We start from the raw sequence: 23667 nt of genomic DNA, 5'->3' as shown, positions 1-23667 counted from the left end.
CACCGCCATCGCCATCGAACGTTGGTTCCACCCCGATGATGTCCTGCCGATGGATGCGCTGCTTCAGGCTGCCAGTCCGACCCCGGCCAGCTCTCCCGATTCGTCGTCGCCGGACTCGGATTCCTCGTCCGGGCCCGACTGCGGCGCGGCGCCGGCGCCCGGCTCAGCAGAGTTCACGCCGGCTCCGAGCGTCGCGTCGTCGGCCTCAGGCGTTGCCCACCCCGCGGCGTTGCGCTCGGCCCACTCGCTGTCATCGGTACTCGCCAGCGCCGGCACCACCTCACCACTTGCCCGGTCCACTCCGTTCGCGTCCACCACATAGGTGGACAGCTTCTCCTTGACCTCTTCGGCATCCGGCGAAGACTGCGATGCACGCAGGTTCTTGTGAAACGCGGAGACACCACGGAACAGGTCGTGACCGATAGAGGTGGCGGTGATCTCGGTGGTATAGCGCTGGACGTTGTTGTCGTCGCGCCACTCCCGGACTTTGACCTTGCCGTGCACGATGACCGGATCCCCCTTCTTCAACGAGGCGTCGGCGTTCTTGGCCAATTGCGACTGCCAGCACACAACGGTGTAGAACGACGGTTCACCGTCGAGCCACGTTCCGGTCCGGCTGTCGTAGCGACGCTCGTTGCATGCGATACGGAAATGCACCCACGGCTCGCCGGTGTCTTTCTTGCGCTCCCGCGCCACCTTCGTGGCGATGTTCCCGGTGACGGTCAAGGTTGCAGCGGCCATCTGGATCCTCCTGTGCTCGTAGCCGTTCGAGATGACGGTTACGACACTTCCCGCCACGGCGCGGGCCCGGAAGGCCTCACTCAGCGAATGTGGACAACTTCGTGTCCTTCAACGGCTGGACTGTGGACAACTCGGGGGCCGACCTACTCGCTCGCCTCGGCCAGCGCTGCACGAAACGTGTGATATCGATCAATCTCGACTCGAAGCGGGCTGATCACCATCTCATCCGCTACATCGGCCACCACGTCGCGGAGTAGCCGCTCGGCTTCCTCGGTCCGTTGCCGGCGCGCCCGCCGCGCCACGCCGAACCTCGCGGCTGTCAGAACGAGCCCGACGAACCCACCGGCTACCAAAAGGATCAACGGCAACGAGCTGCCGGCGACGTCGGGGTCAGGCAAGTCGATCTCGTTTAGCCACGCGAGATCCAGCCGGGCAGCCAGCTCGAGCAGAAGTGCCCACAACCCGCCGAAGAGACCCGCGATCAGCGCGAGCCACTCGAGCACGCCGGAAAGGCGCCACCGCCCGCTCGGTGGGCGGTAGAGGTCGACGGCCATCAAGGTGTCGTGTAGCGCGGCCGGCACCTTTGTGGCCTGTTCCGCCGCGAGCGCCCGGACGGACCCGCCCCATCCGCCGGCCAGCGAGCCCATGGCCGCCCGGCCCACCTCATGAACGGCGGCCTCAACCGTAGGGCGATCCACCGGCGGCGGCTCCGGCAGCACACCAGCGCTTCCCCTGCGCAGATAAGCCTCGCCGGCCTGCTCAGCCATGACGTCGATGCCGGCGGCAGCCCCCAACGACGCGACCAGCCTCTCGGTTTCCGTCTCGCCGATCTCGCCGGGTGAGGTGGATCCGAGTGCAGATTCCATACGGGCGGCGATGCGCTGGGCGTCGGCCTCGATCCGGTTCCGAATCGCCTGTCGTTCGAGCACCGCGACCCGCAGCCGTTCCGTCAGGATGTCCAGGCCGACTCCAGTGGCCGCGGAGACCGGCAGCAACGGCGCGGAGGCAAGCCCGTCTTCGTCGAGCAACCGGCGAAGGTCGTTCAGGCATGCCTCGGCATCGGCCTCCGGCAAGCGATCGACCTGGTTGAGAAGAACCACCGTCACATCGCTGTGCGCGGACAGCGGCCGGAGATACTGCTCGTGGATCACGGCGTCGGCGTACTTCTGCGGGTCCATCACCCAGATGAAAAGGTCGACCAGCTCAACCAGCCGATCGACTGTGTCGCGGTGCATGCTCTCCGTGGAGTCGTGGTCGGGCAGATCCAGGAGCACCAAGCCGTCCAGAGCGTCGTCCTCGCCTGAGTCGAGGACGCTCTCTCTTGAGACCCGGTTAAGGGCGGGTACCTCCAGCCAGTCGAGAAGAGGGTCAACGCCCTCGGCGCCCCAGATACACGCCAACGGCAAGGACGTCGTGGGCCGGCGGACGCCTACCCGCGCGATGTCCATGCCACAGATCGCGTTGAACAGTGACGACTTTCCGCTGCCGGTGGATCCGGCGAGCGCGACCACCGTGTGCTCGAGTGAGAGTTCCAGCCGGGCGCCGGCCCGTTCCAGCACAGCCCGCGCTTCAGTGGTGGACGGATCGAAAAACCGGCCGGCTCCGGCCTCCAGCGCGCCCGAGATCGCCCCGAGACGAGTGGTCATTCGGCCTCACCCCGGGCCCGCCACCCGGCCGCGACGGCTTCAGTCAGGTCGGCACGAGCAGCGTCGTCAAACACATCCACCTCAGCTTGGGCAAGTGAACTGGACACGCGACTGAGCACGTGGCTGACGGCCCCGTCCACGGTGCGCCGGACCACGGCCGCCCGCGCGGCGTCGCCGCCGGCCAACTCGTGGAGCCAGCGAGACACATGTTCCACGACATGCGGCGGCATCATCCCGGAACTGTCCAGTGTGGCTTCTTCCAAGGCGAACAACGGTGCATCACCGAGCCCTCGTGACGCAAGCAAACCGGCCAGATGAGATCTGATTTCGTTCACCGCGCCGGGTGGCACCCGGTTCACCACCGCGGCAACCGACATCCTGCGCTCTGCGGCCCTGGCCAGAACCTGCCACGGAACCGCGTCGGCATAACGCGCCGCCGTGGTCATGAAGATCCACAGGTCGGCCGTCTCCAGCGCGGCCGGTGCCTGCGAGCGGCTTTCGTCGGCGACCGAGGCCAGCGGAGGCGTGTCCATGAGGGTGAGTCCTCGGGGAATGCCGTCGACCGGGCGCTGCTCGGACAGAACATGCTCAGCCGGGAACTCGGGTGTGTCGTCGGGGTGATGCACCAGGACGGGGATGCGTGTGGTCGGCCGCAACACCCCCGGCGAAGTGACGACATCGCCGACGATGCCGTTGACCAACGTGGACTTCCCGGCACCGGTCGAACCACCAACGGCGACCAGCAACGGCGCGTCCATCCGGCGCAGCCGAGCCAACAAATAATGATCCAGCAGTGTCCGGGCATCGTCGAGTTCGCGCCGGGTCTTGGCTGAGCTGGCCGAGTCGAACGGAAAATCGATTTCGCCCACCAACCGCCGCAAAACACTCAAAGCGTCATACATACGTTCGTCGGATGGTTGCGCCACACCGCCATGTTTGCATTAACGTCAAGAACGACGCCGACAACACTCTGGAGGATTCCATGTCGCTCGAGCGACCGGCCGCTCCGAACCCTTATGAACTGCTGCCCGCCGTCGCGGAGTTCCACGTGGAGAGCGACGACGTCAGCGACGGCCAGCAGCTCGCCAACGACTTCCTCTTCAACGACTGGGGCATGACCGGCGTGAACCTTTCGCCGCACTTGCGGTGGTCCGGAGCCCCAGAAGGCACCCAGAGTTACGTCGTGACTTGTTTCGATCCCGATGCGCCCACACCATGTGGTTTCTGGCACTGGGTCGTCGTCGACATCCCGGCCCGGATCACCGAGATGCCCCGAGGCGCCGGCGCCGCCGACGGGCTGGGCCTGCCTGACGGCGCGTTTTTTGTGCGCAACGACACCGGCGGCATGGGTTACGCCGGAGCGGCGCCGCCCCAGGGCGACGGCCCCCATCGGTATTTCTTCGTCGTCCACGCGGTTGATGTCGAGTCCTTGGCGGACCAGGGCGTCACCGAGGACGCGACACCGGCCGTGGTCTCGTTCAACCTCGCCTTCCACACCCTGGGCCGAGGCATGGTCGTCCCCACCTACTCCCACTGACCCCACCCAAATGATCATGTTTGGTGGGTTTCCTCGTCCATCGACAGGTCTGCGGCCATGGTGACGCACGAGAAGCCCTGGTGGCGTCCCGAAAGCAGATGCCATGACGACGCCTAGCATCGGGCGGCTGCCGACCGCACCCGCCACACAGCGGCCTGACCTCCTGGCCGATCCCGTCCAGTTCGCGCTGAAGCACCAGCCCGCCACCGAGGCGTTCGTCGCCGAGATCGATCCAACTCTCGCGGACACCACCGAGTTCTGCGCGGCGTATGACGTCGCACCGGAGATCTCGGCCAACTGCGTCGTGGTTGCCGGTAAACGGGCCGGTGAGCTGCGGGTTGCGGCGTGTATGGTGCTGGCGACCACCCGTGCCGACGTGAACGGCGTCGTCCGGCGCCGTCTAGACGTGCGCAAGGCATCGTTTCTACCGATGGACGACGCCGTTGCCATGACCGGGATGGAATATGGCGGAATCACCCCGCTCGGTCTGCCCGGAAGCTGGCCCGTCCTCGTGGACCCCGCCGTCGCCGCGTTACCATACGCGGTGATCGGTAGTGGCCTGCGCCGATCGAAGATCGCGGTGCCCGGATCACAGCTGGCCGCCTGGCCAGGCGCTGAGATCGTCGACGGACTCGGTGTACCGGTGCACTGACATCGACCGGTGGGTCACAATAGTGACCGCACCATGCCACGCCATGACCTGCGCCTGTAGCTCAGTGGATAGAGCAGGAGCCTTCTAAGCTCTTGGCCGGGGGTTCGAATCCCTCCAGGCGCGCTCAGCTCAACCTCAGATGTACGCGGAGATCACGTCAGCCGCATTCCAGACCACATCGGCCGAGTCACGTTCGATGTGAGAGTCGACCCCGTTCATCGACACGATGACGAGCCCGGTTCGGTCGGGTTCGAATCCCGGCACTTGTGGCGCGCGGCGGTGCAAGACGGCAAGGTCGTGGCGGTCGAACGGCGATTTCAGCCACTTGATCGACCCAGCAAACCACAGCCGTCGAGCCACCGGATACCGATCCGCGCCGACGAGATCGACCTCAGGGTTGAACTGCCGGTTCCACCAGCCTCCGACCGTCTCTACTTCGGGCCATGGTAGCGCTCCAGACGCGCCTGCCAGCTCCAAGGAATCTCTCACGAGGGGCTCGACCGCTCGTCCGCGCCAGGTCTCCCAGCGTCGTGCGAACATCTGGAATGCGGCCTCGGGACGCCCACGCCGGACGAGCTCCTGGCTCGATCGTAGTGCTGCCAGATACAGGCGGAGGTTGGAGTCGGCAATGCGATAGAGATTGGGCTTTCCCGGCCGGGTGGAAAGCGGCTGATCGACAGCCACCACATGCTTCTCCCGGACGAGCTGTTGGAGCAACGGAGATAAGGCGCCCGATGCGAGCGGTCCCTTACCGCCGCCAGCTGCGGCCGCAATCGCTCCATATGTACGGTCCCCGCTACCGACCGCCTCTAGCACGCGCCGTGCCTGGTCCGGCAACGGAAACTCAGCCAGAAGCGTCGCTTCCGGCACGCTGAACAGCGGTGCTGCCGGATCGGCGCACTCTTGCTCAACGAACGGCAACGGAGACATCCCGACTGGCCAGCTGCGCAGGATTCCGGGCAGGCCTCCAGAGATCAGGTAGGCATCGACCGCGTCCGCGGCGTCGAGTCCAACAGCCTGGCCAGTCTCAGCCGGATTGAGCGGCCCCAGGACGAGATTGTCCGCTCGCCCGTAGAAGGGCCGGTCATAGGCGGTCAGGCGCTCCATCATGTGGATGTCGCTACCCAGCATGACCAGCAGCACCGGATGCCGGGAGAGTAACCGATCCCAGGCGGTCTGCAGTGCACCGTCGAACGCCTCGTCCTGCTCCGCTAACCACGGCAACTCGTCGAACACCACGATGCTCGGAGTGTCGGGCAGCGCGGCAGCGAGGACGCGCAACGCGTCCAACCAACTTCCAGGAGCATTCTCGGGGAGCGCACCAGGATCGGACGGAAGACCGGACTCCCGAACCTCCCGCAGGAACGCGCCAATCGCTTCGACGGGCGATAATCCCTTGGTTGCAGTGAAGAACACATAGGGAACGCCTGCCGCATCACAGAACTCTTGCGTGAGCCGTGACTTTCCAACCTGGCGCCGCCCCCGTATGGCCAGCGCGGTCCCGGTCCGGGACTGGGCAACCGAATCCAGCCGTTTGCGCAGCAAGGCAAGCTCAGATGCTCTTCCGACAAATCTCCCTGCCATGTCGCGCCTCCAATGTAGCCATAATCTAGGTAAATCGTACCTACGTAAATCTGTTCTACCTAGATGGGAACCACAAGTACGTGCACCATGCCCGGCCTCGACTACTTCTTCCAGGCTCGTGTAGCAAGGACCATCCAACGTGACCAACAGGAGATCCTGTGGCTGCGCCTACTCAAAAAAGGCCGGTCGGTCATGTCGAGAACCAGGATCTGGTTCCGTTCCTGTGGTGAACGCGACCACAATGGTCGCACCAGTAACGAGGAGGGCCACCATGGCCAAATACCTGTTGCTCAAGCACTATCGAGGTGCTCCGGCGCCGGTCAACGACGTGCCGATGGAGCAGTGGACACCCGAAGAAATCTCGGCCCACGTGCAGTTCATGCACGACTTCGCCGCCCGTCTCGAAGGCACCGGCGAATACGTGGACGGTCAGGCCCTCGCGCCTGACGGAGCGTGGGTGCGCTACGACGGCGAGGGGCGCCCGCCGGTCACCGACGGGCCGTTCGCCGAGACCAAGGACCTCATCGCCGGCTGGATGGTGATCGACGTCGAAACCTACGAGCGCGCCCTCGAACTGGCCGCCGAGTTGTCCGCCGCCCCCGGCGCCGGAGGGAAGCCGCTGCACGAATGGCTCGAGGTGCGTCCCTTCCTCAGCACGCCCCCCACCATCACAGAATGAACACTGGCCTGGATGAGGTCCTGCTGCGCAGCCTCACACCACGCGTGCTCACGATCCTCGTCCGCCGCGGAGCCGACTTCGCGGCGGCCGAGGACGCCGTTCAAGACGCCCTGGTCGAAGCCCTGCGTGTCTGGCCGGATAACCCGCCGCGTGACCAGCAGGGGTGGATGGTCACGGTGGCCTGGCGCAGGTTTCTCGATGCGGCTCGCTCGGACGCTGCCCGCCGCCGCCGTGAGAGCCTCATCAGCGTTGAGCCCGAAGCGCCCGACCCCGGGCCCGCGCCCGGCTCGGACGACACGCTCCAGCTGTACTTCCTGTGCGCCCACCCATCACTGACCCCGGCGTCGGCGGTCGCGCTGACGCTACGCGCCGTCGGTGGTCTGACCACCCGCCAGATCGCGCAGGCCTATCTGGTCCCCGAGGCGACCATGGCGCAGCGCATCAGCCGGGCCAAGCGCATCGTGTCCGGCGCGCGGTTCGACCAGCCCGGCGACGTCGCCACCGTGCTGCGCGTCCTCTACCTCGTGTTCAACGAGGGCTACTCCGGCGATGTCGACCTCGCCAGCGAGGCGATCCGGCTGACCCGGCAGCTCACGACCGCCATCGACCACCCCGAAGTGGCAGGGTTGCTCGCGCTCATGCTGCTCCATCACGCCCGCCGGGCAGCCCGCACCGCGCCTGACGGGAGTCTGGTGCCGCTCGCCCAGCAGGACCGCAGCCGGTGGGACACCCGCCTGATCGCCGAAGGCGTCGACATCCTGCAGGCAGCTCTCGCACGCGATCAGCTCGGTGAGCTCCAGGCCCAAGCCGCCATCGCCGCACTGCACGCGGACGCACCGACCGCGGAGGAGACCGACTGGCCACAGATTGTCGAGTGGTACGACGAACTCGTACGACTCACCGACAGCCCCATCGTCCAGCTCAACCGCGCGGTCGCGGTCGGCGAAGCCGACGGCGCACGAGCCGGTCTCGCCGAACTCGCGCTCCTCGACACCTCGCTGCCCCGCTACACCGCGGTGGCGGCATACCTCCGCGAACGCGACGGCGACCTATCGCGGGCGGCAGAGCTCTACGCCGAGGCAGCCCAGAAGGCGCCCAACCTCGCCGAACGCGACCACCTCACCCGCCAAGCCGCCCGGCTGAACACCTACCGGAGTCGCTGACGCCGTCACGCAGACTTGATGCGCGCGGGCGCATCCGCCAAGTGGTTCGTGCTGACGTGCGGCAGAAGTGGCTGCGTCGGTGTCATCATGGGCCATAGCGTCATCGGCGCCGCGATTGGCGTCAACCGGGATTTCTGCCGGGAGTCAGGTAGAGAACGGAGGGCGAGTACGCGATGACCGAAATCGTTGTGGGCCTGCTGGCCGTCATCATCGGCGCATTCCTGTGCCTGCGTGGGCAATGGGCGATGCGCCTTCTGCTGGCGATTTGGGGCGCGTTCGTCGGTTTCGCGGTGGGGGCCGGTCTCGTCGACAACCTCACCGACCAGGGGTATCTCGACACCGCGACGGGCTGGCTGGTCGCCATCTTGCTCGCCATCGTATTTGCCGCCCTCGCCTACCTGTTCTTCGCCGTCAGCATCATCCTGGGGATGGCGTCGATGGGATTCGTGCTCGGGGGCACCCTTGCCTCGGCGCTGGGCGTCACCGAAGCATGGGGGTTGCTGCTGATCGGGGCGCTGTGCGGCGCGGCGCTCGCCCTGCTCGCCATCGTCGCGAGCCTCCCCCAATTACTCCTGATCGTCATCAGTTCCTTCGCGGGCGCCAGCGTGGTGATCGCCGGCCTGATGCTCATATTCGACGTCATCGACATCGACGCCATGTTCGATGCCGAGACGACCGCCCGCGACCAACCATGGTGGTACGCGGGCGGTATCGCCCTCGCGATCATCGGCATCATCATTCAGCTGCGTCAGGCCGGCGCCATCCGCCGTTCGGTGCGGGAGACCTGGAGCCAGCCGGCCTGACGGCCTCGCTCGGGACCTACCCCTTCGAGAGCTCGACTTCGACGAAGCGCGGTCGGTAGATCGTCACGTCGTCGTACAGTTCGGCCGAGTCCAGGCTGTTGACGTTGTACGTCACGATCAGCTTGTTGCCGCGGCGTTGTTCGGGGTGTTCGTGCGCGTTGTACGTAATGATGTTCCCGCCGGTTTCGGGTGTTTGATACAGCGTGCCCACGGGCGTGAACGGGCCCCACGGCGTGCAGCTGACATAGCCGACGATGTTGGTGCTGAACAGCTCGTTGGTGTCCTGGGTGACCAGCAGGTAGCCGTCCTTGAACGACGTGACACTGTACTCGTTCGCCACCCCCGGCATGATCGGCGCGGAGTCCGTCTCCTCGTCCGACCAGCCGTCGCCGGTCCAGTACTCCCACGGCTTCGTGAGATCGCTGCCCCTGACCCGAGCCAGATGCATGTACTTCGAGGCACCCTGATCGTCCACGCCGTAGATGTAGGTGTAACGCCCGGCTCGCTCGATCCATGACGCCCACTGCACGCCCGCCTCGGACGGCATCGGCACGACGTCGCGGACTTCGTACGTCCAAGGGTCGAAGCGAACCAGCTTGTTCGCCTGCCATTCGAAGTCCCACATGCCGGGACCGAAGGTGCCGAACTGTAGGAACATGATGTCGAACGAGCGCGGTGTTGCGATACCGGCGCCGAGCCAGTTCCATGTGTTCGGCTCGGCCGGCGGCACCAGCGAGTCCGGCTCGTCAGCTGTCCCCCCGGTCACCGTCGTCAGCGAGTCACCCTTCTGGATCACGAATGAGTTGTTGAGGAACGGCGTCTCGATCGGCCGGGTCAGATCTGGTTCTACCGGGCCGAGGAAGGTGTCGGAGAACATCCATGCGGTGCGCCCGCCGGGCAAGCGCACCGAGTAGGTGCTGTCTCCACCCGTCCACCCGGTGCCGGAGTTGCCGTAGGTGTCGAAGAGTTCGGTCCGGTGGGGCTCTACACGGGAGCTCACCTGCCAGTCCGAATCCACGACACCGCAGGTTCCGGCGGATGGGTCCTCGGAGTCGGCCGCGGCCACACCGACCGGAATGGTCACAGCTCCGGCGGTGGCAACCGCCAGCAGCATGACTGGCACACGAAGCGGACGTAACGGGCGCATCAGACCTCCACAACAATCGACGTCGATTAGTTAGCTAGTGATTAGATCACTTGATGTCTCGCCTGTCGATAGTCAAAAAGTCCGGCGCCACGCACCACGTAGACAGCGCTCGCACCGCGGATCAGCGAGGGGCACTAGACTCGCTCTCCTTCGAGACTTCGCAACGGGGGCTTTCAATCAGGAGACAGGGTGCCCGCACGTCGTCATGCCACTCGCGGCCGTCGCGCGCCGAAACGGCAGGTCCCGCCGGCAGCGACACCGTCGATGGCCGAGATCACCGTGTACGCGCTGCTCGCGGCCGGCGTCGCGACGGCTCTACTGCTCGCCGCCGACCAACCCTGGTGGGCCGCGGCCGGTGTGGTGCTGGGAACGCTGCTCACCCTCGCGCTACTTGCGGTTGCCACCGCGCGCACCCGGCGACCTCCCCCGGCCGCCACTGATCATGGCGAGGAACCAGCACGTCCAAGCCGATCCGAGCCGGGTGAGCCGAACCGCCGGGACAGCCACCGCGCGCAGGATCATCGGCCCGGCTCGGATGACGATACCGACGAGGCGCCGCCCGTCGAGCCGGGTCCGCGACGGGCCGGAGCCCGGCGACGCCGACACAAGCGATGAGACAGCCTTGCCTGAGCCACGTAAGGTGGGCGCCGTGACCAACGACCGACTCGTATGGATCGACTGCGAGATGACCGGCCTCGATCTCACCCGCGACGCCTTGATCGAGGTCGCCGTGCTCGTCACCGACGGAGAACTGAACGTGCTGGGCGACGGCGTAGACGTCGTCATCCGGCCACCGAACGAGACCATCGAGCAGATGGGCGACGTCGTCCGCGAGATGCACACCACCAGCGGGCTACTCGACCAGCTCCACAGCGGGATCTCCATGGAGGAGGCCCGCGAGCGCACGCTGGACTACGTCAAGACCTTTGTGCCGGAGCCGGTGAAGGCACCGCTGGCAGGAAACACGGTCCACATGGACCGTCTGTTTCTCGCGCGCGACCTGCCGGACTTGGAGAGCTGGCTGCACTATCGCAATGTCGACGTCTCGTCCATCAAAGAACTGGTGCGGCGCTGGTACCCGCGAGTGTATTTCGCGAGCCCGAGCAAGACCGGCAACCACCGCGCCCTCGGCGACATCCAGGACTCCATCAACGAACTACGCTACTACCGGCAGACGGTGTTCGTGCCTCTCCCGGGACCTGACACCGACACCTCCCGGGCAGCGGCAGCCGCGACTCTCGAGCACGCTGTAGGCGCCGACGACGCCAAGCCCCCCGCGGTGTGACGAGCACACCCCAGGACCCCGTATACTTGTCCAGCCGCATCCTTACGGGTGCGCCATGGTGGCCGTAGCTCAGCAGGTAGAGCACCTGGTTGTGGTCCAGGATGTCGCGGGTTCAAATCCCGTCGGTCACCCCAGTGTGATGTCTCAAGACATCGTGGACGGCCGAACCCAATAGTGGTGGGTTCGGCCGTCTTTTGGTTTCAGTGGCGGGTGGGTCCGGGCGGCCGCCCGGTGCCTCGGCAGCGCCCTGCGCTCCTCTGGCTGAATCGCCCACCTGTTCGGTCAACTGCCCCGTGCGGCCGGTATGGTGAGTAAGTACTTACCCACCAATTCGAGCGAGGTAGCAATGCCGCCCCTGGAAATCCTCCGGCTGGCTCTTCTAGTTCTTCACTTCCTTGGCCTGGCAGCCCTAATCGGGCCGAGAATGGTCCGGCCACACCTGCAAGATCGCCCCATGCTGCGGATCATGCTCACCGGCGCCGCCGTGCAAGTCTTGACCGGCAACGGGCTTATCGCAGCGAACCGCCTCCAAGGCAACCACGTCGTGGAGGCCAAGATGGTCGTCAAGCTGGCCCTCGCGATCGCCGCGCTCACACTCCTGATACTCGCCGTCCGGGGCCGACGCTCACGTCGGCCAAGTGGTACGAGTTCGCCGGCCCTGACGGACGGCGCGGCCGGTCTCGGCATTGCTGCCGTACTGGTGGCCGTCGTCTGGACATGAGCCGAGCAAGCGCCGGACTCAACAACCAGGGGCCACGAAACCCGCGACGCACCGGCCGGTCAGGCGTTCGCTTGCAGGAATTCGCGCATCGCGGGCACGTGCTCGGGCGCGAACTGGTGTCCGCCGGCGTGGGTCAGCAATGTGACGGCCGCACCGCGAGCCGTGAGCTGTTTGGCGAGCAGATCGGCCTGCTCCGGTGGAGCCATCGGATCCCGCAGCCCGTTGGAGATCAAGACGTCGTGCCCGCTCAGCGCCCGTGCCTCCTCCGCGCCAGGCGGCTCGGCGAACGGCGCCACGGCGGCGATCAAGATGGCCGCCTTGAGCAGGCCTGGATGGGTCAGCAGCAGCGCGGCCGCCATATTGGCACCGTTGGAGAAGCCCACCGCCACGAGAGAACTCGACGCGAAGCCGTAACGTCCGGCCGCCACGTCGATGAACTCGGCCAGCTCATCCGCACGGACCCGCAGGTCGGCCTCGTCGAAGACACCTTCGCGCAGCCTGCGGAAGTGCCGCGGCATAGTTCCTTCGAGCACGGTTCCGCGCGGCGAGAGAAGAGGGGAACCGGGAGCGAGATGCTCCCCCAACTCGAGAAGCCCATGCTCGTTGTCTCCCGTGCCATGCAGCAGGAGCAACGGTGGACCCGCGCGACCCGGCTGCCATACGTGGGGCCGGGCCAGCGAACTTCCTACCTGTGGCGCGCCGTCTGGCGTGGTCACGGGACGATCTCCAGCGGCGGCAACGACGCCTGAATCGCTTCCCGGCTGGGCTCCAGCCAGGGCGGCAGCTTGAGCGAGCGGCCCAGCTCCAGCAACGGTTCGTCGATGTCGAAGCCCGGGGTGTCCGTGGCGATCTCGAAGAGGACTCCTCCGGGCTCCCGGAAATAGATCGACATGAAGTACTGGCGGTCCATGATCTCGGTGACGCTCACACCGGCGTCCACCAGCTCATCCCGCCACCGTGTCATGGTCGCAAGATCTGGTGCCCGGAACGCGACATGGTGAACGGTGCCGCCTGCCTGGAGACCACGGTCGTCATCGACGGCCGCGACATCGACGAGGGCCCCGGAGCTGCCCTCCGCCATCGTGAACCGCGCCCTGGCGCCCTCCTCACCGCCGAGATGCATTCCGAGACGGGAGGTGAGCATGTCGGCCGTCGGGTCGAGCAGCCGCTGACTCATGGTCACCGCGTGCAGACCCCGGACCGCACGGTCGGCTGGGATGCTGGCCACGCCGTCCCATCCGGAGCGGGCGTCGCCGGGCGCGGCGACGAGGTCGATCACCATTCCGTCCGGATCACGGAAGGTGACGACGTCTTCGCCGTCCCGGCTGTAGGGCGCTTCGACCGGGACCTCGTGCGCTTTCAGCCGGGCATGCCACCATCCAACCGAACCCTCAGGCACGCTGAAGGCGGTGGACGTGGCCATGCCAATGCCGTTGCGCCCTGCCGGCACACCGCGCCAGGGGAAGAACGTCAGCACACTGGATGGGCGGCCTGCTTCGTCGCCGTAATACAGGTGGTACGTATCCGGAGCGTCGAAGTTCACCGTCTGCTTGACGAGCCGCAGGCCGAGGACATTCGTATAGAAATCGACGTTGCGCTGCGGCTCGCCCGCGATCGCCGTCACGTGATGCAGACCGTGCGGGGCGACAGTACTCATGACACTTCCCCCAACAGCTGAGGCGTTCGGGTTCTCAGGAGGCGTTCTTGACGGCGGAAACCTCGAACTCCAGCGTGACCTTGTCACTCACCAGAACACCACCGGCCTCAAGTGCGGCATTCCACGTGACGTTGTAGTCCTTGCGGTCGATGGTGTGGGCGCCCTCGAAGCCGATCCGGAAGTTGCCGAACGGGTCGGTGGCAGCGCCGCCGTACTCGAAGGGGATGGTGATGGACTTGGTGACGTCCTTGATGGTCAGATCACCCGTCACCTCTACGGTGCTGTCATCCACCAGCTTCACCGACGTGGAAGCGAAGGTGATCTCCGGGTACTTCTCGATGTCGAGGAAGTCGTTGGCCCGCAGGTGGCCGTCGCGCTGTTCGTTGCGAGTGTCGATGCTGCCGGTCTCGATGGCGACCTGGGCACTCGAGTTCTCCGGGTTCGCGCCGTCGACATTGATGATTCCGGTGAAAGCGTTGAACGAACCGCGCACCTTGGTAACCATCGCGTGCCGGGCCACGAAGCCGAGCCGGGAGTGTTCGGGGTCGATGGTGTACTGGCCGGTCAGAGCGGTGAAGTCAGTCATTGCTCGTTACTCCTCATGTCGCTGCGTTCAAATTGGTTGACGTGTCACACAATACTCGTTTTAGGTGACGTGTCAACCTTTCTGCTAAAGTCTCCCCTGTGAGCGATCCGAGATGGCTGGATGAGGCTGAGCAGCGGGCCTGGAGAAGCTACGTTCGCATGCAGGCCAAACTGAACGCGCAACTCAACCGGCAGCTTCAGACCGATTCGCAGCTTTCGCTGTCTGACTTCGCGGTTCTGGTGCTTCTGACCGATGTCCCGGAGGGCCAGCTCCGAGCATCTCAGCTCGCACACGGGCTGCATTGGGAGAAGAGCCGAGTCTCACACCATGTCACCCGGATGGAACGGCGCGGGCTGGTCAAAAGGGTGGAGTGTCCCGAAGACGGACGCAGCGCGTTCGTCGTCATCACCGAGTGCGGCCGGCGTGCCATCGAGGCGGCCGCCCCGCTGCACGTCGAGACCGTCCGAAGGCTGTTCATCGATGATCTGACGCCGGAGCAGCTCAAGACGCTGGAAGCCATCGCCACCCAGGTACTGGCCCGCCTGGACGCCGAAGAAGATGCAGAAAGGGCGGTCCGCGGCACACCGCACTCCCCGTCGCGTCAACTGCGCACTTGAGCAATCCGGTCACGCCTGGAGCATCAACCGGTAACGTCTCGGCATCGCACACCGGCTTCCGGCTTATCGCGATCTCCGGCCGCTAACGTCGTCTCCCGTGACGTCCAGCACTGCCCTCAGCCTCGATACCAGCCAGCAGCCACCGGCTTGGATGGCGGACCTTCCGTACGGTTCGCGAGAAACGATCCAGGCCATCGCCCGCCTGCTGGGCCATGCCTCGCGAGAGCGCGACAATCCGGCGTCGTGGGCCGGGCGGGCCCTCGGCGCTTCCAGGGACGAACTTGCCTCCGCGGACAGCCGCCCGACGAGAACACTCCTCCGGGTGGCAGGCCTGATCCTCGGCAACACCATGGCCCGACACGACGACATCACCATCGGTGGCCCCGGACATGGCGATCCGCCGATGTGGGCGCCTTTCGACGCCGGTGGCGCAGAAGCCTTGTCCGTTCCCGTCAGGATGGTCATCCACTTCCCGGCGGGAACGCTCGCATCGGTCGACGCCTGCGTCTCGATCTTCGATGACGCGTTCGACCAGCACCTGCGCGTCTACACCCTCCGCTCCGAGCAAGGCGCGGGCGTCGAGATCCTCCAAGGACTGCTCGACCGCGCCGCAGGCGAGGACAATCCGCTTCGCGGCCGGGTGTTGCAGGCGAAGCTCGCATCGAACAGCCTCACATTCACGCCTCTCCCCCTACCCGTGGACCAGCGCGAACAGCTGATCCTGCCGGAGGCGATCTGGCGCGAGCTCGACCTGTGCGTCGCCTCGATGACACACCGCCGTGCAACTCTGGACCGTCTCGGCCTCGGCACGACGCGCGGCCTCCTACTGGTAGGACAGCCCGGAGTGGGCAAGACCAACCTTGCCCGTGTGCTTGCGGCCGAGCTCGCCGGCCGCTTCACGGTGATCTTCGCCGACGCCGCCACCGTCGCAACAGATGTTCTCGCCCTCTATGACGAACTCGATCACCTGGGCCCGGCCGTCGTTGTACTCGAAGACATCGACCTCGTCGTCGGCAACCGGCAACAACACGCGCGAACGCGCACTCTGGCGGATTTCCTGGCTGCCGTCGACGGCGCCAAACGCCGTCGCGACGTACTGACGGTTGCCACCACGAACAACCCACGCGGCATCGACCCGGCGGCGCAACGGTCAGCCCGCTTCGACACGATTCTCACGCTTCCGGCACCGGACGAAGCGGGCCGAGCCGCGATTCTCGGCCGATATCTCGATTCGATCGGCCTGGACCTGGACGTCGGCCGGGTTGCGCGAGCCGTCCCCGACGTGACGGGTGCGGATCTACGCGAGATTGTCCGCCGCGCCGTACTCGAGCATGGAGACTCGTTCACCGCGGACGACCTTCACGCCGTCGCGGCCTCCGGCCGGTGGAAGACTCGGGGGAACACCGGCCAGTACCTCTAGCGTCCGCTCAGGAACCCTCAGGGGGTCGCTGCTTCTTGCCGTAGCTACGCTCCCACATCGACAACTGCTTCTCGAGCCCCTTCATGATCTCGAACACTTGGCTCGGTGGGATCCGTACTCTGGTGACCACCCGCGTGGGTACCTTGGTCACCCGGTTTCCCTCGTCGTCGACCGTGGAGCGCGGGGGCCGCTTGACCACAGCGAAGTCAAGCACGAATGCGTCGGGCGTATGCCAGATCGACGCGAAGTCGGCATAGATGCCGGACTCGACGTCAGTGGGGATGTCCAGGTCGTATTCACGTCGGCTGGGCTGATTTGCCATGTGACAACAGTGCCACAAGCCCGTCGCCGCCCGGTCGGCACCCGGTGTCCATACGATTTCCGCAACGACCACCGCCGGTGCTAAGATTTCGGCGTTTGCGCCATTAGCTCAATTGGCAGAGCAACTGACTCTTAATCAGTGGGTTCGGGGTTCGAGTCCCTGATGGCGCACCATTTCGCCTTGCGGATGTTGCTACGCGTCCAGTATGCGGTCGGCCTATCCGCCATCTTTACGTTCTGTGGCACTCTCGTGTCCAATGTTCACACCTCGGATCATTATCTAGGCGCGCCGGCCCCGCCCAACGGCCCCGGCGCGCAAACCCTTCGCATCCTGCGGAGGGTTTTTTGCGTTCTGGTGTCCTCCTTCACCCCAGGAGTTTCGATGAACCCGACGACCACCCACCCCGCGGAGTCAACCACGCTACGCCTCGAAGCTACGGCCAGTTCCGGGATGCTGGCCCGCCTGACGGCAGTGCTCAACCCACACCCGGTCATCGGATTCTCGTTCTCGGAGTCAGCAGAGGGAGTGATCAACGTCACGGTCCGGGTCGGCCGTACTGAAAGTGGCGCCGCCAACTGGCACGTTCAGCGGGTCGCCGCCAGACTCCGCCGGATCGTGGGCGTCATGACCGTCGAAGTGGAAGCGCGGAGCCCGTCCGCGGACTCCGGCGCCGGTGTGCTTGTCGGCTCCTAACGTCGGCTGTCGACGAAGTCCTCTTCCCAGTACTCGCCCGGACGACGAGCCTCACCGGGGCCTCGATCCAGCTCAGCGGTCCGCAGCTCCACTCGCCTGATCTTTCCCGAGATGGTCTTGGGCAGCTCGCCGAACTCGACTCGGCGTATCCGCTTGAACGCAGCGAGACGTTTCCGGCAAAAACTCAGAATCGCCTCGGCCGTATCCGCCGTGGCCGGATGCCCCTCGGCCAGCACCACGAATGCCTTGGGCACCGCTAGCCGCAGCGCGTCCGGCGAGGGCACTACCGCGGCTTCGGCCACGGCCTCGTGCTCGATCAGGACGCTCTCCAACTCGAACGGGCTGATCCGGTAGTCGGAGGCCTTGAAGACATCGTCCGCGCGCCCCACGTACGTCAAGTATCCGTCCGCGTCACGGGAGGCGACGTCGCCGGTCCGGTAGTACCCGCCGGCCGCCGCATCAGCAGATCCGGACTCGGCGTCCTGATAGCCGGTCATCAGGCCGAGCGGGCGTTCGGTCAGGTCGAGTGCGACCTCGCCCTCGGCTGCCGGGTTTCCGTCCGGATCCAGCAGGACGACGTCGTAGCCAGGCAGCGGCCGGCCCATCGAGCCTGGCTTGACCACCATCCCCGGGGAGTTGCCGACCAGTGCTGTTGTCTCCGTCTGACCGTATCCGTCGCGGATCGTCAGTCCCCACGACCGGCGCACCTGCTCGATGACCTCAGGATTCAACGGTTCGCCGGCGCCGATCACCTCCCGCAGCGATGTGTCCCACCGGTTGAGATCCTGCTGAATGAGCATGCGCCACACCGTGGGCGGCGCACAGAACGTCGTGACCTCGCAACGGGCCAGCACGTCGAGTAACGCGGCGGCATCGAACCTCGCGAAGTTGAAAACCAGCGCGGTGGCCTCAGCGTTCCACGGCGCGAAGAAGTTGCTCCACGCATGTTTTGCCCAGCCTGGGGAGCTGACGTTTAGGTGGATGTCCCCTGGCTGCAAGCCGATCCAGTACATGGTGGAAAGGTGCCCGACGGGGTAGCTGGCGTGGGTGTGCTCCACCAGTTTCGGCTTAGACGTTGTGCCGGAGGTGAAGTAGAGGAACAACGGGTCCGACGCCTGGGTAGGACCGGTGGGTTCGAAGACGACCGGCGCGTCGTCGGCGTGAGCCAACGTCGTCCAGCCCGCCGCCTCCGCGTCCACCACGATCCGCTGGAAGCCGGCGCTCGGCCCGCTGAACTTGTCCGTCTGGGTCACGTCGGTGATCACGTGGCGCACATCGCCCCGTTCAAGCCGGTCGGCCACGTCGTCGGTTCCGAGCAGCGTGGTGGCCGGGATGACTACGGCCCCCAGTTTGGTCAGCGCCAGCATGATCTCCCACAGCGGCGCCACGTTACCCAGCATCACCAAGACCCGGTCGCCGCGCCGTACCCCGGATTCCCGGAGGAAGTTCGCCACCTGATTGGACCGTATGGTCAGCTCCGAGAAAGTCCGTTTCGTTTCGTGGCCGTCCGTGCCGACGACCCACAAGGCCGTTTGGTCACTCCTGGAGTCGGCCACGTGATCGAACCAGTCGAGCGCCCAGTTGAACTCGCCGAGTTCGGGCCAACGGAATTGCGCCTTGGCCCGCTCATGGTCGCCGCGATGCTCGAACAGCAGGTCGCGCGCCGCCTGGAACGAATCAATGGGGCCCATCGCTCGTCTCCCCTTCTGCCTCGCGTCGACGATCGTCCAATCAACATACCGGCCGACCGTTGCAGGCGCCGTGGCTGGACGGGCGCGGCTTGCGTCTAGTCGCGCACGAGGAACGGCTCCAGCAGGCCCGGAGCTGCGTCCAGCGCGAACGGCACTGCTTCACCGGCCCGGAGGTCGGCAGCCTCGTAAATGCCCCAGCCGGCGGCCGTCATCGCCGCAACCGTCTTGAGACCGAGCCGGCGCTGCAGCACGGACTCCCGGATGGCGACGGTGCTCACGGACTTTCGCTGCAGCGCGGCAGTGGATCGGCTCAGCAGTCCGGACCGGACCACCAGGTATTCGCCGCTGATGGCATGACCCAGCGCACGATAGGCCACCCAAGCGCCCCACAGCGCGATGGGCAAGAATGCCGCGGCGAACGCCACCGACCACCAGGGAACGACGTCGGTAGCCGCCAGCCAGACCAGCACCCCAGCAACCCCGGCGACCGTCAGCGACGCCCACACCAGCCGACGGCGCAACGCGGCCCGGGGGTGCCGTTCCAGCGGTGTCTCCAGCGGGTTCGGAGTCTTGTTCAGAATGCTGGCTGCCACCACCCGGGCAACATCGACTGGGCCACGCGGCACTATGGTCGTGGCACTCGACATCACCGACCCGTCCAACCCGGTGGTGATGATGGTGGTATCCGCCATCCCCATCCACCGCCACAGCAGCGGCTCGGCGATCTCGACACCGCGCAGGCGGTTGTCGTCCCGGTTGATTTCCCGCGTCTTGAACAGCCCTTGCCTGGTGCGCAGCAGCGTGCCCTTCTCCCCCGGGACTCTCGCGAGTTCGAAGTTCCAGTTCTCGGTGAAGAACACGACCGCCATGCCGACGACACCGATGGCTCCGGTGACGGCAACTCCGATCGCGATGGTCCATCCCCACCCCAGTGCTTCCCAGTCCGCCGCCCCCTGCACGAAGTCGGCCACATCCAGCCCGAACGTCGTCGCCAGCCAGTAACCGCCCCACAGAAGACCCGCTGCCAAGAGGTAGGCCCAGATGTTGAACATGTTGAAGATGACCCAGGAAGGCCGCAATCGCGCGAAGACCTGCTCAGCAGGGTCGGGGCTGAGAATGATTTCGCTGTCGGCCGTGGGTGCGCCGGCCGGGCGGGCGACCGCCTGCGCCGGGTCGCTCTGCTGTTTGCGTCCCCACAACAGCTCGTGCCGGAGCGCCTCGGCCTCGGCCTTGGAGATGGCGTCCAAGCTGAAGGCGGACTCGTTCGCAGCGGTCTGCTGCCCGGCACCGATCTCGACCACTCTGAGCCCGGCCAGCCGGTGGCGGAGCTTCGCCGTGGAATCCACGCTGCGGATCCGGTCCCGGCGAACCGACCGGTAGCTGCGCACGAGCAACCCGGTGCGTCGTTCGACATAGTCCGGCGTCACCCGGTAGCGAGTGAACACCCACCGCACAGCATCGCCGATCGCTCCGGCAAGACCGAATACGGCCACCGCGATGACCGGCCACATGCTGCCCAGACTCGGCTCCACCCCGAACACCCATATCGCCAGCGCGGCCGGGGTCAACGACAGCACGCTCTGGATCGCGTCCACCCAGATCATCCTGACGTGCAGACGTTGCCAGCCGTCGGACCGATTCTGCGGGCTCTGCGCCGGGACCGGCGGGGCGTAGTCGTTGAACTTGGGCAACTGCTCGGTCATGTCGCATCCCCGGGTGTGATCTGCGCGATCGTGGTGAGACGCTCGGCCGCTTGTTCGGCTACGTCCTTGTCGAGCCCGCCGATGTTGATGGCGCCGCTGGACGACGCCGTGGTCACCCTGAGCGTCGACAACCCGAGCAGCTGCTCTAGTGGTCCCCGCACCGCGTCGACCGTCTGGATGCGCGACAACGGAGCGACCCGCCATTCCCGCACGACCCATCCGGTCAGAGCGTAGACGGCTTGATCAGTGTCCTCCCACCGATGCACAGCAAAGCGCCACCACGGCTCCACGACGATGCCGATGAAGGCCAGCACACCAGCGCCGATCAGGAGGATGATCAGCCACGGACGGGCGTCCTCCCAGAGGGCATACGCGATGATCAGCCCTATCAGGATCGGGCCGGCAAACAGCGCCGACTGCAGTGTCCACCACACAATGGCTCGTCGTTCGACTCGATGCTTGGGTGGACGAAGCTGTGGCGTGGGCATGTGGGTCATCCTCTTTCCGAACGGATTGCGTGGTCGATGAAATCCACGAGAGCCAGGGCATGTGTATCCAGGTCGATCGTGTCGTCGGCGATCCACTGGCCGAGCGCACCCTCGACGGCTTGACCGATGATCACCGCCACGGCCCGGGGATCGAAGTCACGGAACTCTCCATCTTGTTGTCCCTTTCGCAGGATCCGGGCCAGTTCCGCGGCCTCTTCTTCGATGGCCTGCGCAAATGGACTGCTGCCCTCTTTTGGCTGGTAGTGCGTGACGATCTCCACCATGGCGAGGAACGAGACCCGGTGCGAGCTGAAAAACGACAACTGAGAGCGGACCCACTCCCTGATCTGCGCCCCAGCGGAGGTTTCGCCGTAGACCCGCGGCTCCATGTAGGCCCAGGTCTCCTCGAAGAGCCGCGCGGCCACCTGTTCGAGTAGCTCGTCCTTGCCCTCGAAGTGGTACGAGATGACGCTCTTGCTGATCCCGGCGCGCTGGGCGATCTCGGCTAGCGAGGCCCGGGAGTAGCCGACCTCGGCCACTGTTTCCGTCGCCGCTTCGATGATCTGCGCACGGCGCGCTTGTTCGATGAACGACGACCGCTTCCGGCCACGCGGACTACTTTCAGTTCGCATGGCCTAATACTAGGCCATGCGGCCTGTTTTTGTGCCGCCCGGCCGGTTGCGACGTCGCACCATGCGGATAGCCTCGAAAAATCGGCCGATCACCCCATATTCGGCGGCAACTCGGAGTCGGTACGCTGTCGCGCGAGTAGGTTGATCATGTCGCCCGGGCACATCACACCGGAGACGATCACCGCAGGACAGGAAAGGACTCCGGTTCCATCAGCCCGCCAGTGCACGGCCACCAGAACGAGCGCCGCCCTCATTTCGGTCATGAGCCCGGCGCCCACGCCCGCGACGGTCGGCTCTCGATCGCTTTGAGCTGGTTCGCAGCCAAAGGTCGCAGACATCCCGCCGCAGTGGCCTGCGTGGTCGGCGCCGCCATCGGCATCACCCTGGGTAATCTCGTCGTGCCCAGCACCGAAGACCGCATCGCCAGCGGCACCCACTTCGTCACCACTCACGCAGCCGTTGATCCCGCCGTCGGCTCCGATCCGACGGCTACTGGAACCCCGGCCCCGCCCCACGCCTCGGACGGCTCCGAGCCGACCGGCGAGCCTACGCTGCCCCCGGCGGCCGAGGGGGGTAGTGAACAAGGCAGCGCCGACGGCGGAGACGGACAGCCGGCGCAGGGTCAGGATCCGGACGACACCACCCGCGGAGACAGTTCCAGGGGCTCGTCCGACTCCGGCCGCACCGGTGGGAACGGCTCGGGAAACTCCGGGTCGGAGAACAGTACGTCGTTCAACTCCGGGACCGACGACGGTCGCGACTCACCACCCGTTGATCCCCCTTCGGAGGACAACTCACCAGAAGAGTCCGATCCGCCTGAGGACCCACGGCCGACCGAAACCCCCAAGAGCCCCGAGCCCACGCGCACCCTCACGCCGCCAAACACCCCTTCCCCTACGCCCACCCCCACCCCCACGCCGACGGAGACGACGGACAACGAGCAGATCTGTCTCGATCTCAACCTGTCACTCATCGAGTTGCTGCTCTGCCTGGGCAAGCAAGAAGCCCAGGCAGACGGGGAATAACGTCCTGGGGTCAGGCCTGTGCGGGCGCGGACCCGATTGTGACCGGCGCGGCCCGTGTCAGAGATACAGTCCGGTCTGGCCGTCAGGCAGGCGCTCCGAGGCGACGGCATGCAAGTCACGCTCGCGCAGAAGGATGTACGTCTCGCCGCGGACTTCGACTTCGGCCTTGTCTTCAGGGTCGAACAGCACCCGGTCTCCGGCAGCGACGGTACGCACGTTGGATCCGAGCGCGACTACACGTGCCCACGACAACCGCCGTCCCATGGCCGCCGTAGCGGGAATCACGATTCCAGCGGACGACTTTCGCTCACCGGCCTCGTGATCGAGCGAGACGAGCACGCGGTCGTGCAGCATGCGGATAGGCAACTTGTCCGGGTTCTCAGTGCTCACGTCGCCACACGATACGCGCTTGGGCATCGGATCAGCACATCACCGTGTTCAGCGCCGCCGGCGGGCCCTCCAGATGACGAACGCGGCGACCACCGCAGCGCCCGCGACGGCGCCGATCACTTCAAGTCTCGGACCGCCCTGTTCGGTGGTCATCGCTGAACCGACACGCTGCACGCCGTCTCGTGCCAGCCGACCGGGCTTCATCCGGTTGACCAGATCATCGACGTTGCGCGACAGTCTCTCGCTGCGCTCCGCCATCGCCTGTTCGATCTCGTCGACCGAACGCTTGGGACGCCGATCGGACTCCTCCTGTGCCGTTTCCTGAACACGCACCGGCTGCCGCGACTTGGGCAGCACAGGTTCGGGAGTGCTCACGTCCACCTCCAGTTCAATTCTCACCGGCCTGCGCGGAATCGGGGCTCACTCAAGAGCCGGCATCCCCACCGCCGTGTTGTAGATCCACCGTATCGGCGCCGACGCGCCAT

27 protein-coding genes and 3 tRNA genes are annotated in these 23667 nt (G+C 65.9%); 15 read left to right on the top strand and 15 right to left on the bottom strand.

Annotation, left to right across the window (positions count from 1 at the left end):
• Nucleotides 1–63: 63 nt before the first annotated feature.
• The 3 genes from F7O44_RS18135 to F7O44_RS18125 all read right to left on the bottom strand — a co-directional run bounded on the left by F7O44_RS18135 (nt 64) and on the right by F7O44_RS18125 (nt 3313).
• Complete coding sequence (locus F7O44_RS18135) at nt 64–741, bottom strand: single-stranded DNA-binding protein (protein ID WP_162451682.1); 678 nt, start codon at nt 739–741, stop codon at nt 64–66.
• A 143-nt stretch (nt 742–884) separates the two neighbouring features.
• On the bottom strand, nt 885–2387 hold the full coding sequence (locus F7O44_RS18130) for a GTPase (RefSeq protein ID WP_162451681.1): 1503 nt from the start codon (nt 2385–2387) through the stop codon (nt 885–887).
• The gene (locus F7O44_RS18125; protein WP_162451680.1) at nt 2384–3313 is read right to left on the bottom strand and encodes a GTPase; all 930 of its coding nucleotides are present in this window, start codon (nt 3311–3313) and stop codon (nt 2384–2386) included. Before F7O44_RS18125 ends, F7O44_RS18130 begins: the two co-directional genes overlap by 4 nt.
• Nucleotides 3314–3369: 56 nt before the next feature.
• Between F7O44_RS18125 and F7O44_RS18120 the strand changes: the two genes are divergently transcribed.
• From F7O44_RS18120 to F7O44_RS18110, 3 genes are all read left to right on the top strand, one after another.
• Complete coding sequence (locus F7O44_RS18120; RefSeq protein WP_162451679.1) at nt 3370–3924, top strand: YbhB/YbcL family Raf kinase inhibitor-like protein; 555 nt, start codon at nt 3370–3372, stop codon at nt 3922–3924.
• Between the two features lie 103 nt (nt 3925–4027).
• Nucleotides 4028–4576, top strand: coding sequence for a YbaK/EbsC family protein (locus tag F7O44_RS18115; RefSeq protein ID WP_162451678.1), 549 nt, complete (start codon nt 4028–4030; stop codon nt 4574–4576).
• A 50-nt stretch (nt 4577–4626) separates the two neighbouring features.
• Nucleotides 4627–4699, top strand: a tRNA-Arg gene (locus F7O44_RS18110).
• Between the two features lie 12 nt (nt 4700–4711).
• On the opposite strand, the gene F7O44_RS18105 is transcribed toward F7O44_RS18110, so the two are convergent.
• Nucleotides 4712–6160 carry an ATP-binding protein gene (locus F7O44_RS18105; protein WP_162451677.1) on the bottom strand — a complete coding sequence of 483 codons (1449 nt, stop codon included), beginning with the start codon at nt 6158–6160 and terminating at the stop codon, nt 4712–4714.
• 271 nt (nt 6161–6431) lie between these two features.
• Between F7O44_RS18105 and F7O44_RS18100 the strand changes: the two genes are divergently transcribed.
• The 3 genes from F7O44_RS18100 (at nt 6432) to F7O44_RS18090 (ending at nt 8805) form a co-directional block, all read left to right on the top strand.
• Nucleotides 6432–6839 (top strand): YciI family protein, encoded by a 408-nt coding sequence (locus tag F7O44_RS18100; RefSeq protein ID WP_162451676.1) that lies wholly within the window; start codon nt 6432–6434, stop codon nt 6837–6839.
• Between the two features lie 8 nt (nt 6840–6847).
• A complete protein-coding gene (locus F7O44_RS18095) occupies nt 6848–8002 on the top strand; it encodes an RNA polymerase sigma factor (protein ID WP_162451858.1) in 1155 nt (384 codons plus the stop codon).
• Nucleotides 8003–8190: 188 nt separating this feature from the next.
• Nucleotides 8191–8805, top strand: a complete 615-nt coding sequence (locus F7O44_RS18090) for a TM7S3/TM198-like domain-containing protein (protein ID WP_162451675.1) — start codon at nt 8191–8193, stop codon at nt 8803–8805.
• A gap of 16 nt (nt 8806–8821) precedes the next feature.
• Here the strand turns inward: F7O44_RS18090 and F7O44_RS18085 are convergent, their stop codons facing one another.
• The gene (locus F7O44_RS18085; protein ID WP_222851468.1) at nt 8822–9952 is read right to left on the bottom strand and encodes a DUF4185 domain-containing protein; all 1131 of its coding nucleotides are present in this window, start codon (nt 9950–9952) and stop codon (nt 8822–8824) included.
• Nucleotides 9953–10141: 189 nt separating this feature from the next.
• On the opposite strand from F7O44_RS18085, the gene F7O44_RS18080 reads away from it, so the two are divergent.
• From F7O44_RS18080 to F7O44_RS18065, 4 genes are all read left to right on the top strand, one after another.
• Complete coding sequence (locus tag F7O44_RS18080; protein ID WP_162451674.1) at nt 10142–10567, top strand: hypothetical protein; 426 nt, start codon at nt 10142–10144, stop codon at nt 10565–10567.
• A gap of 34 nt (nt 10568–10601) precedes the next feature.
• Complete coding sequence (orn, locus tag F7O44_RS18075) at nt 10602–11237, top strand: oligoribonuclease (RefSeq protein ID WP_343073891.1); 636 nt, start codon at nt 10602–10604, stop codon at nt 11235–11237.
• A 58-nt stretch (nt 11238–11295) separates the two neighbouring features.
• Nucleotides 11296–11371 (top strand) — tRNA-His (locus tag F7O44_RS18070).
• A gap of 320 nt (nt 11372–11691) precedes the next feature.
• The gene (locus F7O44_RS18065) at nt 11692–11958 is read left to right on the top strand and encodes a hypothetical protein (RefSeq protein ID WP_162451672.1); all 267 of its coding nucleotides are present in this window, start codon (nt 11692–11694) and stop codon (nt 11956–11958) included.
• Nucleotides 11959–12017: 59 nt separating this feature from the next.
• On the opposite strand, the gene F7O44_RS18060 is transcribed toward F7O44_RS18065, so the two are convergent.
• Genes F7O44_RS18060 through F7O44_RS18050 form a run of 3 tightly spaced genes read right to left on the bottom strand, consistent with a single transcriptional unit; the run spans nt 12018 to nt 14201 of the window.
• Nucleotides 12018–12674, bottom strand: a complete 657-nt coding sequence (locus tag F7O44_RS18060) for an alpha/beta hydrolase (RefSeq protein WP_222851467.1) — start codon at nt 12672–12674, stop codon at nt 12018–12020.
• A complete protein-coding gene (locus F7O44_RS18055) occupies nt 12671–13615 on the bottom strand; it encodes a ring-cleaving dioxygenase (RefSeq protein WP_162451671.1) in 945 nt (314 codons plus the stop codon). The genes F7O44_RS18060 and F7O44_RS18055 overlap by 4 nt, the downstream gene beginning before the upstream one ends.
• 34 nt (nt 13616–13649) lie before the next feature.
• Complete coding sequence (locus F7O44_RS18050; protein ID WP_162451670.1) at nt 13650–14201, bottom strand: YceI family protein; 552 nt, start codon at nt 14199–14201, stop codon at nt 13650–13652.
• 98 nt (nt 14202–14299) lie between these two features.
• Between F7O44_RS18050 and F7O44_RS18045 the strand changes: the two genes are divergently transcribed.
• Nucleotides 14300–14818 (top strand): MarR family winged helix-turn-helix transcriptional regulator, encoded by a 519-nt coding sequence (locus F7O44_RS18045; protein ID WP_222851466.1) that lies wholly within the window; start codon nt 14300–14302, stop codon nt 14816–14818.
• 97 nt (nt 14819–14915) lie between these two features.
• Nucleotides 14916–16238, top strand: a complete 1323-nt coding sequence (locus F7O44_RS30455) for an AAA family ATPase (protein ID WP_162451669.1) — start codon at nt 14916–14918, stop codon at nt 16236–16238.
• A 7-nt stretch (nt 16239–16245) separates the two neighbouring features.
• On the opposite strand, the gene F7O44_RS18035 is transcribed toward F7O44_RS30455, so the two are convergent.
• The gene (locus F7O44_RS18035; RefSeq protein ID WP_162451668.1) at nt 16246–16560 is read right to left on the bottom strand and encodes a DUF3467 domain-containing protein; all 315 of its coding nucleotides are present in this window, start codon (nt 16558–16560) and stop codon (nt 16246–16248) included.
• Nucleotides 16561–16657: 97 nt separating this feature from the next.
• Here F7O44_RS18035 and F7O44_RS18030 point away from each other — a divergent pair.
• A tRNA-Lys gene (locus tag F7O44_RS18030) sits at nt 16658–16733 on the top strand.
• 208 nt (nt 16734–16941) lie between these two features.
• The gene (locus F7O44_RS18025; RefSeq protein ID WP_162451667.1) at nt 16942–17253 is read left to right on the top strand and encodes an ACT domain-containing protein; all 312 of its coding nucleotides are present in this window, start codon (nt 16942–16944) and stop codon (nt 17251–17253) included.
• Here F7O44_RS18025 and F7O44_RS18020 read toward each other — a convergent pair.
• The 4 genes from F7O44_RS18020 to F7O44_RS18005 all read right to left on the bottom strand — a co-directional run bounded on the left by F7O44_RS18020 (nt 17250) and on the right by F7O44_RS18005 (nt 21767).
• The gene (locus F7O44_RS18020) at nt 17250–18944 is read right to left on the bottom strand and encodes an AMP-binding protein (RefSeq protein ID WP_162451666.1); all 1695 of its coding nucleotides are present in this window, start codon (nt 18942–18944) and stop codon (nt 17250–17252) included. The two genes, F7O44_RS18025 and F7O44_RS18020, sit on opposite strands and share 4 nt — an antisense overlap.
• A 95-nt stretch (nt 18945–19039) precedes the next feature.
• Nucleotides 19040–20647, bottom strand: a complete 1608-nt coding sequence (locus tag F7O44_RS18015) for a PH domain-containing protein (RefSeq protein WP_162451665.1) — start codon at nt 20645–20647, stop codon at nt 19040–19042.
• Nucleotides 20644–21135: a PH domain-containing protein gene (locus tag F7O44_RS18010; protein ID WP_246221193.1), complete on the bottom strand. Its 492-nt coding sequence runs from the start codon at nt 21133–21135 to the stop codon at nt 20644–20646. Before F7O44_RS18010 ends, F7O44_RS18015 begins: the two co-directional genes overlap by 4 nt.
• Nucleotides 21136–21140: 5 nt before the next feature.
• Nucleotides 21141–21767: a TetR/AcrR family transcriptional regulator gene (locus F7O44_RS18005; RefSeq protein ID WP_162451663.1), complete on the bottom strand. Its 627-nt coding sequence runs from the start codon at nt 21765–21767 to the stop codon at nt 21141–21143.
• Nucleotides 21768–21988: 221 nt separating this feature from the next.
• On the opposite strand from F7O44_RS18005, the gene F7O44_RS18000 reads away from it, so the two are divergent.
• Nucleotides 21989–22792: a hypothetical protein gene (locus tag F7O44_RS18000; RefSeq protein ID WP_162451662.1), complete on the top strand. Its 804-nt coding sequence runs from the start codon at nt 21989–21991 to the stop codon at nt 22790–22792.
• A 57-nt stretch (nt 22793–22849) separates the two neighbouring features.
• Here F7O44_RS18000 and F7O44_RS17995 read toward each other — a convergent pair whose 3' ends face one another.
• Nucleotides 22850–23146, bottom strand: a complete 297-nt coding sequence (locus tag F7O44_RS17995) for a GroES family chaperonin (protein ID WP_246221220.1) — start codon at nt 23144–23146, stop codon at nt 22850–22852.
• An 84-nt stretch (nt 23147–23230) separates the two neighbouring features.
• A complete protein-coding gene (locus F7O44_RS30450) occupies nt 23231–23557 on the bottom strand; it encodes a DUF3618 domain-containing protein (RefSeq protein WP_162451660.1) in 327 nt (108 codons plus the stop codon).
• Between the last annotated feature and the right edge of the window lie 110 nt (nt 23558–23667).

This window comes from Phytoactinopolyspora mesophila, assembly GCF_010122465.1.
Lineage (GTDB): Bacteria > Actinomycetota > Actinomycetes > Jiangellales > Jiangellaceae > Phytoactinopolyspora > Phytoactinopolyspora mesophila.
This window is presented reverse-complemented; position numbering and strand designations above follow the sequence as displayed.

Bases quoted from the DNA above. Each gene is read 5' to 3' on its own strand.
- F7O44_RS18065 (WP_162451672.1), top strand. From the start codon at position 11,692: ATGCTGCGGATCATGCTCACCGGCGCCGCCGTGCAAGTCTTGACCGGC.
- F7O44_RS18005 (WP_162451663.1), bottom strand. From the start codon at position 21,767: ATGCGAACTGAAAGTAGTCCGCGTGGCCGGAAGCGGTCGTCGTTCATC.
- F7O44_RS18115 (WP_162451678.1), top strand. From the start codon at position 4,028: ATGACGACGCCTAGCATCGGGCGGCTGCCGACCGCACCCGCCACACAG.
- F7O44_RS18055 (WP_162451671.1), bottom strand. From the start codon at position 13,615: ATGAGTACTGTCGCCCCGCACGGTCTGCATCACGTGACGGCGATCGCG.
- F7O44_RS18010 (WP_246221193.1), bottom strand. From the start codon at position 21,135: ATGCCCACGCCACAGCTTCGTCCACCCAAGCATCGAGTCGAACGACGA.
- F7O44_RS17995 (WP_246221220.1), bottom strand. From the start codon at position 23,146: ATGCTGCACGACCGCGTGCTCGTCTCGCTCGATCACGAGGCCGGTGAG.
- F7O44_RS18050 (WP_162451670.1), bottom strand. From the start codon at position 14,201: ATGACTGACTTCACCGCTCTGACCGGCCAGTACACCATCGACCCCGAA.
- F7O44_RS18120 (WP_162451679.1), top strand. From the start codon at position 3,370: ATGTCGCTCGAGCGACCGGCCGCTCCGAACCCTTATGAACTGCTGCCC.
- F7O44_RS18085 (WP_222851468.1), bottom strand. From the start codon at position 9,952: ATGCGCCCGTTACGTCCGCTTCGTGTGCCAGTCATGCTGCTGGCGGTT.
- F7O44_RS18020 (WP_162451666.1), bottom strand. From the start codon at position 18,944: ATGGGCCCCATTGATTCGTTCCAGGCGGCGCGCGACCTGCTGTTCGAG.
- F7O44_RS18105 (WP_162451677.1), bottom strand. From the start codon at position 6,160: ATGGCAGGGAGATTTGTCGGAAGAGCATCTGAGCTTGCCTTGCTGCGC.
- F7O44_RS18100 (WP_162451676.1), top strand. From the start codon at position 6,432: ATGGCCAAATACCTGTTGCTCAAGCACTATCGAGGTGCTCCGGCGCCG.
- F7O44_RS18025 (WP_162451667.1), top strand. From the start codon at position 16,942: ATGAACCCGACGACCACCCACCCCGCGGAGTCAACCACGCTACGCCTC.
- F7O44_RS18135 (WP_162451682.1), bottom strand. From the start codon at position 741: ATGGCCGCTGCAACCTTGACCGTCACCGGGAACATCGCCACGAAGGTG.
- F7O44_RS18015 (WP_162451665.1), bottom strand. From the start codon at position 20,647: ATGACCGAGCAGTTGCCCAAGTTCAACGACTACGCCCCGCCGGTCCCG.
- F7O44_RS18130 (WP_162451681.1), bottom strand. From the start codon at position 2,387: ATGACCACTCGTCTCGGGGCGATCTCGGGCGCGCTGGAGGCCGGAGCC.
- F7O44_RS18035 (WP_162451668.1), bottom strand. From the start codon at position 16,560: ATGGCAAATCAGCCCAGCCGACGTGAATACGACCTGGACATCCCCACT.